Source organism: Bradyrhizobium sp. sBnM-33, from assembly GCF_032917945.1.
GTDB lineage: Bacteria > Pseudomonadota > Alphaproteobacteria > Rhizobiales > Xanthobacteraceae > Bradyrhizobium.
Map to the genome: position 1 here is coordinate 6,227,917 of NZ_CP136624.1, position 13,479 is coordinate 6,241,395.

General features: G+C 62.9%; 13 protein-coding genes and 1 pseudogene. 3 read left to right on the forward strand and 11 right to left on the reverse strand.

The window, feature by feature from the left end; genetic code table 11:
* The first annotated feature begins 11 nt into the window (after positions 1-11).
* Positions 12-293, forward strand: coding sequence for a hypothetical protein (locus tag RX328_RS29455; protein WP_213256207.1), 282 nt, complete (start codon positions 12-14; stop codon positions 291-293).
* A gap of 151 nt (positions 294-444) precedes the next feature.
* Positions 445-1,374 (forward strand): hypothetical protein, encoded by a 930-nt coding sequence (locus RX328_RS29460; RefSeq protein ID WP_213256205.1) that lies wholly within the window; start codon positions 445-447, stop codon positions 1,372-1,374.
* A 233-nt stretch (positions 1,375-1,607) separates the two neighbouring features.
* On the opposite strand, the gene RX328_RS29465 is transcribed toward RX328_RS29460, so the two are convergent.
* From RX328_RS29465 to RX328_RS29505, 9 genes are all read right to left on the reverse strand, one after another.
* The gene (locus RX328_RS29465; protein WP_213256203.1) at positions 1,608-2,816 is read right to left on the reverse strand and encodes a cytochrome P450; all 1,209 of its coding nucleotides are present in this window, start codon (positions 2,814-2,816) and stop codon (positions 1,608-1,610) included.
* 122 nt (positions 2,817-2,938) lie between these two features.
* Complete coding sequence (locus RX328_RS29470; RefSeq protein ID WP_213256201.1) at positions 2,939-3,889, reverse strand: catechol 2,3-dioxygenase; 951 nt, start codon at positions 3,887-3,889, stop codon at positions 2,939-2,941.
* A gap of 142 nt (positions 3,890-4,031) precedes the next feature.
* Positions 4,032-4,877: a hypothetical protein gene (locus RX328_RS29475; protein WP_213256239.1), complete on the reverse strand. Its 846-nt coding sequence runs from the start codon at positions 4,875-4,877 to the stop codon at positions 4,032-4,034.
* A gap of 7 nt (positions 4,878-4,884) precedes the next feature.
* Positions 4,885-5,577 (reverse strand): 4-carboxy-4-hydroxy-2-oxoadipate aldolase/oxaloacetate decarboxylase, encoded by a 693-nt coding sequence (locus RX328_RS29480; RefSeq protein WP_213256199.1) that lies wholly within the window; start codon positions 5,575-5,577, stop codon positions 4,885-4,887.
* A complete protein-coding gene (locus RX328_RS29485; protein ID WP_213256197.1) occupies positions 5,574-6,299 on the reverse strand; it encodes a PIG-L deacetylase family protein in 726 nt (241 codons plus the stop codon). The genes RX328_RS29480 and RX328_RS29485 overlap by 4 nt, the downstream gene beginning before the upstream one ends.
* A gap of 55 nt (positions 6,300-6,354) precedes the next feature.
* Positions 6,355-7,089, reverse strand: coding sequence for a Bug family tripartite tricarboxylate transporter substrate binding protein (locus RX328_RS29490; RefSeq protein ID WP_312018132.1), 735 nt, complete (start codon positions 7,087-7,089; stop codon positions 6,355-6,357).
* Positions 7,005-7,358, reverse strand: coding sequence for a hypothetical protein (locus RX328_RS29495; protein WP_249727174.1), 354 nt, complete (start codon positions 7,356-7,358; stop codon positions 7,005-7,007). Before RX328_RS29495 ends, RX328_RS29490 begins: the two co-directional genes overlap by 85 nt.
* A gap of 13 nt (positions 7,359-7,371) precedes the next feature.
* Positions 7,372-8,241: an amidohydrolase family protein gene (locus RX328_RS29500; RefSeq protein WP_213256195.1), complete on the reverse strand. Its 870-nt coding sequence runs from the start codon at positions 8,239-8,241 to the stop codon at positions 7,372-7,374.
* Between the two features lie 34 nt (positions 8,242-8,275).
* Positions 8,276-9,001, reverse strand: coding sequence for a TetR/AcrR family transcriptional regulator (locus tag RX328_RS29505; protein ID WP_213256193.1), 726 nt, complete (start codon positions 8,999-9,001; stop codon positions 8,276-8,278).
* A gap of 90 nt (positions 9,002-9,091) precedes the next feature.
* On the opposite strand from RX328_RS29505, the gene RX328_RS29510 reads away from it, so the two are divergent.
* On the forward strand, positions 9,092-10,069 hold the full coding sequence (locus RX328_RS29510; RefSeq protein WP_213256185.1) for a tripartite tricarboxylate transporter substrate binding protein: 978 nt from the start codon (positions 9,092-9,094) through the stop codon (positions 10,067-10,069).
* A 29-nt stretch (positions 10,070-10,098) separates the two neighbouring features.
* On the opposite strand, the gene RX328_RS29515 is transcribed toward RX328_RS29510, so the two are convergent.
* Together RX328_RS29515 and RX328_RS29520 are read right to left on the reverse strand one after the other, a co-directional pair.
* Entirely contained in the window at positions 10,099-11,358 is a 1,260-nt protein-coding gene (locus RX328_RS29515; RefSeq protein WP_213256237.1) for an MFS transporter, read from the reverse strand.
* A gap of 97 nt (positions 11,359-11,455) precedes the next feature.
* Positions 11,456-13,358, reverse strand: a pseudogene (locus RX328_RS29520) (putative bifunctional diguanylate cyclase/phosphodiesterase).
* Between the last annotated feature and the right edge of the window lie 121 nt (positions 13,359-13,479).

Below are 13,479 nucleotides of genomic sequence, written 5' to 3' on the forward strand. Positions count from 1 at the left end.
CGCTTGCGGCCGTGCTGAAGGTAGCCGTACCGGGCCTGCGTGCGGTCGGTACCGTCTCCGGAAGCCGCAGCGACTGCCTCGCCGGCCCCGAACGTCTTCTTCAAATCTGCGATCAGCTGATGGCGACGCTGGGCGTGATCGTCACGGGACCTTCCGGAAAGGCCAGTTTGCCCAATCGCCTTGCGCACCGCATTCTTGGACTCGACGCTCACGACCAGCTGTCCGCCCGCCTCGCGGCAGCGCTCGGCAAGGTACTTGGTCGGCGCGTCCGCAATGGTCGGACGGTGACGTGAGCTCGGTGCCATAAAGGCCGTGGTGCGATTTCGAGGGCATGAAGCTGATTTCGAGGCAGCAAGGCTCAAGCAAGCGGAGGACGACGCCGGCTGACCAGCCCGTGGCGCGATCACCGGGCGCCATGTCTTCGGGCCGCACGGGCACGGTCAAATGAACTGCCAACTCAAGCAAGTACTGGAATTTGATCTGCATTGCCTTGGACCAGAGCTGCTGATCCCAGTCACGGTCCAGCTTTCCAAGAACGTGCTTTTTGCTGTTCGCGCCCCGCGCGGGCATGGTCTCGCTGGTCATCTCATGGAAGCGCGAGGCAGGACCTTCCCACGGAAGAGCACTCGGTTTACCGGGAGGGTCGCGGTCGAAAGCGGCCTCGATCTTGTTCACAAGCTGCGCCAATTTCCGGCTCATTTTTGCCGCCCCGGCATTATCCTGCTGTTCGACTGCGGCGCGAACCCGTTCAGTCAGCTCCCGGAGGACGGTCACTCCTCCAAAATGCAGGGCTGCACGCCGGCAGTAAAAGGTGTCGAACGCAATGCCGGGGGCGAACGGATCCAGGCTTCCCGCCTCCCACATCCGCAAGAAGGTCTTCATATAGTTCTTCGCCGTCTTCTCGCTGACGATACGCTCCGGGACACGAGCGCAACACCGCTCGGCCTTGGCGATGGTCTCAAGCAGCCCGGGCAGGTCACCCTCGTTATTGTCGGCCTGAGCGGCGGTGTCTTGTCGGCCGGCCGGGCCGCTATCTTGTCGGCCCTCAGCCTCGCCGTCTTTTCGGCCTTCCCCACCGTCAGCGGCGTCGGACGACTTGGCCGATGCAGCACCGTCGAGTGGCTGGCCAAAGTCGACAGTTCACGCGTACGGGAAAACGAGGTCGAGCAAGAGGTTGTCGTCGAACATGGTGATCTGTTCCGTTTGGTCGGCGCGCACCTCGGGTGGCGTGTGGTGGCTGCGCTCCGAGGCTTGCGGTGGCCGTTGCCCAATTATGCGCACAGCGACTGGCAAGGCAGAAATCCGAGCCGTCGCGCCCATGCGGCGACCCTGGCATGGGATCATCGAAAAGCTCCGCCGCGCCTTCCGCTTTAGCGCCCAAATCGCCTCCGACCGGTGCAATCCGGCCGCTCCGCCGAAATAGGTCCAGGGCCCAAACTGCTGCGCCTTCCGGCTATTTGGACCAGCGAGTTGCATGGTCCAAACATATGGTCCAAGTTAGCGATGCAAATCGATCGCCTGCCGAAAAAAAGATAGGTCGATCAGCGTGTTGGGAGTGGCGCGGAGTATGGCTGGGAATCCTAGTTCCCCAGCCAGTCGCGCTCTCCTCAGCCGGTAGCCACCACCGGCAGCTCCGCGATCATGCGAATGCCCGGCCGTCTGCGCCAATGAATCTGCGACGGCTCGACCGCCAGCTTCAGTCCGGGCCAGCGCGTGAACAGCGCCTGCAGCGCGCAAATTCCCTCGATCCGCGCAAGCTGGTGGCCGAGGCAGAAATGTATTCCCGTCCCGAACGCGAGATGCCGGTTCGGCCGCCGCTCGAGATCGAGACGTGCGGGACCCTCGTTCGCCTGCGGGTCGAGATTGGCCGCGACAATCATCGCCATCACCCTATCACCCTTCTTCAATTTCACGCCGTCGAGACCGACGTCGTGGCGCACATAGCGCGGCTTTGAAAATTGCACCGGCGAGACGAAGCGCAAAAATTCTTCCACCGCAAGGCCAGCGCGGCTCCAGTCCGCCGCCAGCCAATCGCGCCGCTCTAGATTTTTCAGCAACTCGAACACCGATCCGCTGATCAGATGGGTGGTGGTTTCGGAGCCCGCCCCCAGCAAGAGAAACACCATCGAGACCATTTCGTCCGGCGTGATGCGTCCGCCTTCCTTCTCGACCCGCACAAGCTCGGCGATCAATCCTTCGCCGCCCTGTTCCCGGGCGACCTGCAGACGCACTTTCAGATAGCGCCGCATCCTCATCATTCCGCTGATCAACTGCACAAAGCCCAACGCGCTGGTGAGATTCGAGATTGAATTGGCCCAGGCGATGAATTTCGGCCGGTCGGCCGATGGCAGGCCAAGCAGTTCGCAGATCACCGCGAGCGGCAACATCCGCGCATAACGCTGCACCAGATCGGCGGGGTTGCCCGCCGCGAACAATTCATCGGCGAGGCGATCGGCGATGGCGCGGATGTGTGGCTCCATGTCCATCACTGCTCGGCGACGGAACGCTTCGTCGACGATATCGCGCAGCCGCGTGTGATCCGGTTCGTCCATTGTGAGCATGTTGTTGGCGAGTGACCCGATGAAATTCGGCATCCACCAAGGCAAACCAACGAGCGAGCCACCCTCCTTGCGCAGCGTGAACGTCGTGCTGTCCTTCAGCACGCGCGCCGCCGCGTCATAGGTCGTGGTGACCCAGAGCCGGCCTAGAATGGGAAACTTCGTCGCGACGACAGGTCCGGATGACCGCAACAGGGCCACGCCATTCTGGGGATTACGAAGAAAAGCCTCGCTGGAGAAATCCACAAGCTCGGCCATCGACCCACCCACGATGTCACTCGCACGTTCGCTTCAAAATGGTGCGTAACATCGCGGCCGCAAGGCCGGTCATCTTCCCCATTTTTTAGACGTCCGCTGACCGAGGGCGGGCAAACGTCGCCTCACACTGGCGGCGTGCCGTGGGTATGAAACGACTCGATCGTCTTCAGCCCCCACGCCTGGCCCTTCTTGCGCTCCTCCTCGGTCCAGACGATCGGCTTCCAGTCGGGCGCCAGAATGAGCCGCGCCCCGGCATTGGCGACTTCGACGCGGTTGCCACCCGGTTCATAGACGTAGAGGAAGAAGGTCTGGTGGATCGCGTGCTTGTGCGGACCAGTCTCGATGTGCACGCCGTTTTCGAGAAAGATATCGGCGGCCCGCAAAATCTCCTCCCGGCTGTCGAGCGCATAGGTGACGTGATGGAAGCGGCCGGCCTTGCCATAGTGATCGCGGGTATAGGCGAAGTCATAGCTCTTGTTCGACATCGTCATCCACATCGCGGCTTCCGTGCCGTCGTTCAGCACGATCTGCTCGGTGGTACGCAAGCCCAGATAGTTCTCGAAGAAGAGCCGGTTCGCCTTGATGTCGACGGCCAGGCAATTGAGGTGATCGAGCCGGCGAACGTTGATGCCGCGCGCTGGAAAGCGCTGCGCCTGGTTCTTTAGCGCCGGCTTGAGTTCGGGCGGCGCTTGATACCATTCGGTCTCGTAATAGAGCTCGACGATATGGCCGTCGGGGTCGCGGCAGCGGAATGTCGGCCCCTGCCCCATGTCGCCGTCAACCCAGCCGATGTCGAAGCCGGAGCCCTTCAGCGCAGCGACGCGGCGCTCCAGCGCCTGCGGGCTACGCGCGCGCAACGCCATGTGCTCCATCCCCGATGACTTCGAGGCTGTCAGCTTCAGCGAATAGCGCTCGTAATCATCCCAGCCCCGCAGGTAGACCGACTCGCCCTTCTGGCCGCTGACAGTCATGCCCATGACGTCGACGAAGAATTTCAGGCTCTCGTCCGGCTTCGGCGTCAGCAATTCCATGTGGCCGAGATGGGCGAGATCGAAGATCGGCTCGGGGGTCATTGTGTCGCTCCTGGTCGCAAGTTTTTCGGATCGTCATACCCGCGAAGGCGGGTATCCAGTACGCCGCGGCTTCTCGGCTCAATCACTGCTGTCTCTGGAATACTGAGTCACCCGCCTTCGCGGATGACGACTCCTGTAAAGGCTACCAAAGCGCCCGCGTCACGTCGTCGAACAGTTCGTCAACGCCGAACGCGCGCGGAATGAGATTCTGCTGCGCGGAATAATCGATAATCAGTTGCAGCGAACGCTGCATTTCGTCCCGGCTGAAACGCGGCGCTCCTGGCGAAGCGGTCGCGGACTCGGCAAGCAGCCGATGCACCTCCCGCACGACATCCGGATGTTCCTCCGACAATCTCCGGCTCACCACCACCATATGGTTGATCGGCACCGCCCGGTGCTTTTCGAACCAGGCCTTCTCTTCAGCAGCGACATCGGCAAACAACGGCTTCAAATCCGGATGGTCCGATTTCTCGCCGAGCACCGCATCGAGTTCGCCGTCGATCAGCATCTGCACGATCTGCTTGCCTGCAGGTGCCCGCCTGGTCGTATCGACGAATTCGGCGACATGGGCGTCCTCGAACGTCACCCACTCGATCGAATCGAGATCAACGCCGTACTCGTTGGCAAGGATGCCGCGGAGCCATGCGCCGGTCGTGGTGGTGAAGGAGCGAATGCCGACGCGCTTGCCCCTGAGATCGCGGGGCGTGAGCTTGCCTGCCTTCGCATTGTAAAGCGCATGCGCATGCTGGAACCGCGCCAACACGACATCGGGCAGCAGCACCATCGGCTTGCCGAACGATTTTGCCATCAGATAGGTGACGATCGCCATCTCCGAGACGTCGAACGCCGCTTCGCGGACCATCGGCTTGAAGCCCTTGTTGGTCAGCGAATACGGCGCAAAATCGAACGCGACCAGATCCGATCTGATCGAGCCCTTCTTCAGCGCGGCTGTGCCTGGATGGTCGCCGAGCAAGGTGCGCAGGCGCATTGCCACCTCAGTCCTCCTCGAGTTCGTCGACATAGACGAGTCCGGCCTTCGCCAGCGGCTCGCGCATCTTGTACATGTCGAGCCCGAGCACGCCCGCCGCCAACTGTTTTCGCTTGCCATCCTCGTCGGCAACACGCTTCTCGCCCTTGGCGACGACATCGGCGGCGTCCTTGCGCCGGATCACCACGACGCCATCATCATCGGCAACGACTGCATCGCCGGGCACGACATTGATGCCGGCGCAGACCACGGGCACGTTGACCGCGCCCAGCGTCGCCTTGACCGTGCCCTTGGCCGAGATCGCCTTCGACCACACCGGAAAGCCCATTTCGCGAAGCGACTTGGCGTCGCGAACGCCGGCATCGATGACGAGGCCCTTGACGCCACGCGCCATCAGCGAGGTCGCCAGCAGATCGCCGAACATGCCGTCGGTATTATCGGTCGTGCAGCCGACCACCAGGATGTCGCCGGGCTGGCACTGCTCGACTGCAACATGGATCATCCAATTGTCGCCGGGCTGCGCCAGCACGGTCACGGCGGTGCCTGCCGTCTCGGCCCCGCTCCAGACGGGACGCATATAGGGCTTCATCAGCCCGAAGCGGCCATAGGCCTCGTGCGCGGTGGCGACGCCGAGGGCGCCCAGCCGCGTCACGAGCTCGGGTTCGGTGCGCTTGATGTTGCGGACGACGACCGTCTTCATGCCAATTCCTCCATCGCCATCGGGAATAGCCGCTGATAGGCCTCGCCATAGGTCATCGGCTTGCCCGTGTTGCGGCCGCCCTGCACGCCCCGCTGCAGCGCGACCCGCTCGTAATAGGCCCACAGATGCTTCTGGGCGGCGAGAATTTCGAACGTCTTGCGCTTGATCTCCCAGACCTCGTCGATGTTGAGGATCACCTGCGGCTTGAAATTGCACATCTCGGGCTGATGCGGCTCGAACAAAAATACCGGCGGCGCTGAATAGGTATATTTGGCGCCGGGCTTATGGCCCATCGCCTGCGCGACCACGCGGGTTTCCTGGGCGAAGTGCGCTGCGCTCGGATGATCGAAATTATACGGATCCTCCAGCGCATGCGTGAGCACGAAGGACGGATTGAGCTCGCGGTAGATATCGACCATGCGGTCGAAATGCGCCTCCGTCAGCCGCAGCGGATAATCGCCGGCGTCGAAGAATTCGATTTCCGCGCCCAGCATCTCCGCCGCACGCTGCGCCTCGTCGCGCCTTCCGGCCTTCACTTTCTCCATCGTCGCGCCGGCTTCCTTCCAGGCGAACTGGCTCTCGCCGCGCTCACCGAACGAGAGGCAGGCAATCTTGACGCGATAGCCCTTCTTGGCGTGCAGCGCGATCGCGCCGCCCGCGCGCCAGACGAAATCACCGGGATGCGCCGTAACCACGAGGCCCGCTTTTCCAGTATTGCTCATGATCGGGATTTCCTCCTTCGTTTATTGCACGTTGCCGGCCGCACCGGCAGCATGACTACTGTTTGGCAATTCCTGCCCGCTCGATCACCTCAGCCCATTTGCCGATGTCGGCCTTCAGCCGGTCGAGGATTTCGTCGGGCGAACTGGCCTTGGCCTCGATGCCGAGATCGAGCGCGCGCTTCTTCAGGTCGGGCATATCGAGCACTTCGCGCAGTGCGGCGTTGAGCGTCCTGATCACCTCCGGCGGCGTGCCCTTCGGGGCAAAGATCGCGTTCCAGGACCGCGCTTCGAAGTCCCCGCCGCCAGCTTCCTTCACGGTCGGCACGTCGGGCAGTAACGTGGTGCGCACGGGTCCTGAAGTCGACACGGCAATCGCCGCCTTGTCGGCAATGTGCGACTGCACCGCGCTATAGTTTTCAATCGCCATCTGGATATCGCCACGCAATAGCGCGATCAGAACCTCGGGCGAACTGCGGAAAGGCACGATGGTGACATCGATGCCGGCGGTCGATTTGAACAATTGCGCGGCGAGGTTCTGCGTCGAGCCGACATTGATGGTGCCGACATTGAGCGCGCCGGGCTTTTGCTTCGCCGCCTTGATAAATTCCGCCAGCGTCGGATACGGCGAGCCAGCCTGGGTGACAAAGATGAAGTCGAAATAGCCCATGCTCGAAACCGGCACGAAATCGGTCACCGGGTTGAACGTCAGGTTCTTGAACAGCGACACGGAAATCGCGGTGCCGTTGCTGAACAGCGCCAGCGTATAGCCGTCAGCGGGGGCGGACAGCACGGCGCGCGCCGCGTTGATACCCCCGGCGCCTGGCATGTTTCGATGACGAAGCGTTGGCCGAGCTTTTCGCCGAGTTTTTCGGTAACGAGCCGCGCCGTGACGTCAGCGACGCCGCCTGCGCCGAACGACAGGATCAACCGCACCGGCTTATTTGGATAATTTTGTGCGTCGGCGATTTGCGGCAGGAACAATGCCGCCGCCAGCGCAGCGATCGCGGCGAACAACGCGCCGCGCCGGCCCGAGGTATATCGCTCGCGTTTTTCCGCCATCGCTCGCGCTCCTTCAGAACTCGAACAGCCGCGCCGGATTATCGACCAGAATCTTCTGCTGCAGTTCCGGCTCCGGTGCAAACAGCGGAATGAGATCGACCAGATCGCCGTCGTTGGGCATCACCTTCACATTGGGGTGCGGCCAGTCGGTTCCCCAGATCACGCGGTCCGGCGCCGTCTCGACAATATGCCGCGCGAACGGCACCGCGTCGTGGAATGGCGGCCCGCCGGACGATACCCGCTCGCAGCCGCACACCTTGACCCAGCATTTCTCGTCCCGCTTCATCAGGTCGATCAGCGTCCGGAACGGAAGCTGGTCGAGACCGTCGGACGCCTTCACACGGCCCATATGATCGATGGTGTAGCGCACCGGCAATTTTGCCAGCGTCTCGGCATATTCGGGCAGATCTATCGCGTCGAAATGCAGGTCGATGTGCCAGCCGAGCGGCGCGACCATCGCGACGATACGGTGGAACGCCGCCATGTCGGGCACCCCGCCGAGATGCCGCACGAAATTGAAGCGGCAGCCGCGGAAACCGCCCTCATGCAAGTCGCGAAGGCCGCGCTCGGTGATGGTGTCGTCGATATTGGCGACGGCGCGAAAGGTGCCGTTGCTGACAGCGATCGCGTCGAGCGCCACGCGGTTATCGATACCGTGCACGCTGGCATTGACGATGACGGCGCGACCGATCCCGAGCTTCCTGTGCAGCCCCCGGAAATCCTCCAGCGGCGCGTCGGGCGGCGTATAGGGCCGACCGGGCGCGTAAGGGTATTTGTCGCCGGGGCCGAAGATATGGGTATGCGCGTCACACGCCAGCTCCGGAAGCTTGAATTTCGGCGTTCGTGTATTGGGATCGGGTCCGGGGATGGTCGGCTTGTCCATGGTGCCTTCTGCGGTGCTCGGTTCGGGCAGGTATCTAGTCGGGTGGATTTTCTTTCCGCTTTCGAGCGGTACCCACCGCATGCGGTTGTATTGGCTTGGTCCGGCGTGACGCGCCGTCGATGTGATTGATGTCGGGCGCCTGCAACGAGGCGACCGTCGCCGAGACGAGTTGCTCGATCGCTTCCGCCATATCGGCGCCGTCGGCTTCGCGGCGGGAGAGCCGCGTCACCCGCTCCGGATTGACGAGGGTGTAATAGAGCGCGCCGAGCAGGAATTGCGACCGCCACACGATCGTCGTCCGCGGCAGATGCGGCAGGCTTTCCGCGATGGCATCGATGAATGCGTTGGTGGTGTCGTCGAAGATTTCCGCGATGATTCGGCCCACCACGGCGTTGCCTTCGGCCGACATCACCGCGCGCAGCCGCGTGAACCGCGCCCCACCGCCGGCAAGATCGCTGCTCGACGAAAACGCGGGCTGCACATAGGCGCGCACAATCGCCTCCAGCCGGTCCTGAACGTCGCGCACGCGCCGTGCCGCCACCAGCAATTCGATGCGGCGCTTGTTCATCGGCCCGCAGTGGCGCTTGTAGATTTCGAGCAGCAAGCCGTCCTTGCTCTTGAAGTGATAGGTGATGCTGCCGGGGTTGGCGCCCGCCTCCAGCGCAATGTCGCGGATCGAGACGGCATTGAAGCCGCGCGTCGAGAACAACAGCTCGGCCGCGCTCAGGATGGCTTCCCGCATGTTCGGGTTTCGCGTCATGGCATTTGCTTTCCGTTCTCGAGTTTTGTACGTTTGTACAAAATATCAGGTCTAGTCAACAAAAACCCTATTCCAGAGGAAGGCGCCCGCATGTCCGTTTTCAGCAAGATCCTGCGCACCGTATTCGCAGCCGCCACGCTTTCGCTGGCGGCCACACACGCCTCCTCGGAGCAGTTCCCGACCCGGCCCGTGCGCATCCTGGTGCCCTATGCTGCCGGCGGCGCCGTCGACGTGCTGGCGCGCACGCTCGGGCAATCGCTGTCGAAGACCTGGCGGCAGCAGCCCGTCATCGAAAATCGGCCGGGCGCTGGCGGAATCATCGCCTCGCAGGCGCTCACGCAATCGGCGCCGGACGGCTACACGCTGATCCTGGTCGCCAGCGGCCATCCGCTGAACCAGTTCTTCTATCCAAAGCTGCCCTACGACACCTTCAAGGACTTCACCGCCATCAGCGAGATCGCCTACTCGCCGCTCGCAATCGTGGTGTCCAAAACCAACCCAGTGAAGAATTTGCAGGAGTTACTGGCGACAGCGCGTGCAAAGCCTGAGGCATTGTCGTACGGCATGTCCGGCAACGGCACCTCGGCGCATCTGGCCGGTGAACTCCTCAACCACATGGCGAAGGTGAAAATCCAGGCGATCCCCTACAAAGGCGGCGCACCTGCCCTCACGGCCGTGATCGCAGGTGAGATTCCCATGAGCGTCAACCCGCTGCCCGAGGTGGTCGGCCAACTCGAAGGCAATGCGGTGCGCGCTCTTGCCGTGACAACGGCCCAGCGCTCGAAGGTGTTGCCCGATGTTCCAACGGTCGCGGAAGCCGGCCTGCCCGGCTATGACGCCTCGGTCTGGTGGGGTTTTCTCGGTCCGGCCGGCATGGCGCCTGACCTAGTCGCCAAGATCCACGCCGACCTTGCTGCCGCCCTGAAGGATCCGGTGGTGCTCACCGCGCTGGAAAAGATGGGCGCCACGCCGGTCGGCAATTCGCCCAAGGATTTCGACGCCTTCATGCGCGCCGAAGCTGCGAAGTGGGAGCCGGTGCTGAAAGAGGCGAATATCAAGGTGCAATAAGGACTGCGAGCCGGCGTTGCGCGATCAGATCACCGCGCATTCGCCGGTGCATGCACGTGCCAGAGATCGGCGCGCCAGTGCAGCACGATCGCGAGCATTAGCGCGAGACCGGCAGCCGCGTAGAGTGTGCCGGTCGCCGCAAATCCGATCTCGTCGATCAGGCTGCCGGCGGCCAACAGGCCGATCGGCAGGCCGTAGATCACCATCATGCGCACGCCCATCACCCGGCCGCGAAAATTCTCGCTCGCGGTCCGCATCAGGATGACGGCGATCGAAATCATGGCGAGGCTTTGCGAAAAGCCTGCTACCACCAGACACACGATCGCGGTCGGCACCGTCTGCATCTGCGCAAACACCAGCAAGGTCGCGTACCAGACGACGGTCGCGCCGATCATCAGCCGCGCCACCCGGATGTCGCGGATCAGGCTCAATACGATCGAGCCGGCCAGCGAGCCGATCGCAAAACTTGCCGACAGATAGCCGAGCCCGGTCTGGTTGGTGCCGTAAATCGTCTTGGCGATATAGGGCAGCAGGCCGTTGGAAAGCGGATAGGCCGTCAAGTTGGCGAGGAACGCCACCCAGAGCGCGGCCTGCATCCGCGGCGTGGTCCAGACATAGGCGACCCCCTCCTTGAGATCGCGCAGCGGCGAGTGCTGCAATGCCCCGCGAGAAGCCTCGCCCGCCGCATCCGGCTTTGCCGGCGCGACGATGCACAGCGTCAGCGCGGTCGCGATAATATAGAGGGCGACGATCGCCACATAGGCCGGGCCCATGCCGAGCGAGGCAAACAAGCCGGCACCGCTCAGCGCGCCGGCGATGCGCGCGGTATCCATCGTGGTGCGCGAGATGCTGATTGCCCCAATCAACTGGCCATGCGGCATGATGGTCGCAACTAACGCGCCGCGCACGCCAAGATCCGATGGGCGGACGATGCCCATCACGGCCGCGATGACAAAAACGAAAATCGGCGCGAGGTGGCCCGACAGCGCCAAGGTCATCAGCACGGCCGCCAGTATCGCGTAGGTCGCGCGCATCATCGCCAGCAGATCGCGATGACCGATGCGGTCGCCGACGACGCCGAACATCGGCGCTACCAACGTACCGACATAGCCGAGTGAGGCGAACAGAGTAAGCAGCAGGACCGATCCGGTCTCGACCAGCACGTACCAGCCGAGAATCAGCGTTTCCATCTCGAACGCCCACGAGGTGAGCAGATCAGCCGGCCACTGAAAACGGTAGTTCCTGACGCGGAATGGTGCGAGCGCGGAGGATTGCGCCGGCTCGCTCAAAGTGCGTTGTCGCGATTCATCGCGGTCCACCCTGCCCTGTTTTTTGTTATGAAGAACTGGATAGCAAGCCGAGCCCTGCGTTTCAAGCAACCGCGTTTCAAGCAGCCGACATGGCCCTGGCGCGGTGCGAGAGCAACAGCCGCCGCACCTCGGCGGCCGATATCGCGGGGCTGAACAAATAGCCCTGCATCTCGGTGCAGCCGAGGATGTACAGCAAGTTCCGTTGCTGCTCGGTTTCGACACCCTCCGCTGTCGTCGTCATGTCGCTGGCGGCTGCGATGTTCACTACCGCCTGGATGATGGACGAGGATGCGCCGGGGCCTGCGATATCCCTGATGAAGGAGCGATCGATCTTGATCTTGTCGAATGGAAAGCGCTGCAGGTAACTGAGCGAGGAGTAGCCGGTGCCGAAATCGTCCAGCGCGATCCGGATACCCAGCTTGCGCAACTGGTGCAGCATATCGAGCGCCGCCTCGTCGTCGCGAATGAGCGGTGATTTCGAGCTCCAGCCTGCCCGCAGGAAGGCCGCACGCGGCGAGCGCCGCGGCTACGTTCAACGCCAACGATTGGCTCCTGAACTGCACCGGCGAGACGTTGACGGCGACGCGGACATGGTCCGGCCAGGTAGCGGCCTCGGCGCAGGCGGCATTGAGCACCCATGGTCCGAGCTGATTGATCAGACCGCTGTCTTCCGCGATCGGGATGAATTCCGCCGGCGAGATCATACCGCGTTCGGGGTGCCGCCACCGCAACAGCGCCTCGCAGGATGAGATCTTGCCGTCCTCGATGTTGACCACCGGCTGATAGTAGGTTTCGAGGCTGCCGTCGTTGATCGCCTGGCGCAGCTCGAGTTCCAGGCTTCGCCGCGTCTTGGCGCGCTGATCCATGCCGGCCTCAAAGAATCGATGGGTTCGCCGTCCGTCGCCCTTGGCGCCGTAGAGCGCCAGGTCTGCATTCCTCAACAGATGGTCGAGGTCCACCCCGTCGCCGGGGGCAAGCGCTATGCCGATGCTGGCATCGGTGGTGATCAGGTGCCCCATGCATTCAAAGGGCTGCCTGATCGCCGAATAGATTTCATCAACGAGCCGAGTGGTTTCCGAGCGATCCTTGATAGGCATTTGAATGACGGCGAACTCGTCGCCGCCGAGCCGGGCCGCCACGTCGGTTTCCCTCAAGCAACCGCGCAGGCGATCGGCGACGCCTTTGAGCAGCTCATCGCCGATCCGATGGCCGAGCGCGTCGTTGACGCTCTTGAATTCGTCGATGTCGATATAGAGCACCGCCAATTGCTCGCCTGGCCGGATCGCTGTGAGCGAACGTTCCAGCCGCTCGCGGAACAGGATCCGGTTCGGCAGGTCTGTCAGACCGTCGTAGTGCGCCAGATGCGCTATCTTTTCTTCCGCACGCTGGCGCTCGGTGATGTCTTCGATCGTAGCCACCCATCCGCCGCCCTTCAGCGGCCTGTTGATGATCTCGATCGCCCGGCCGCCCGGTGCTTCCGTAAGTTGACGCGTGGCCTTGCCGAGCGACACTTTCTGGATGATCGCGTTGCAGAATTCATCGACGTCGCCATCGAAGGATCCGGTTTCCTTCCGGTGGGCGATCAGCCGCTGCATCGTGCAGCCGGGCTTCGCCACGTCGGGCGACAATCCGAACATATCGAGATAGGGCTGGTTGCAAATGATGATCCGTGCGGATGCATCATACAGAACAAGGCCCTGCGGGATATTGTTCACGGCGATCGAGAGCTGGCGCCGCTCGGCCACCAGCCGCTGATCAGTCAGTCGGTCGCGCCGCAGCAACAGTCCGGCAACGACGGCCAGAACGGCGACGAGCGCCAGCAGGACGCGTTCGCGCAGGCCCCATCCGGAGGTCGCGATGCCGCCGATAACGGCCGCTGCGAGCAGAGCGCAGCATACTGCAAGCCGCGTGATCGCTCCGGCCCTTTGCGCAGGTCCGGCCGAACCGCTCGACGTTTGCGGGCCGCCGTCGATGTCCACCCCAGATGCCTCCCCGCGCGCATGCCCCGCCAAGATGCCCCGATTTGGCGAGCGGCATGCGCCAGATGAAAAGTTGGCGTGCGGTCGGACTCCAAAACGGAACTTGGCTTTCCGATCGCGC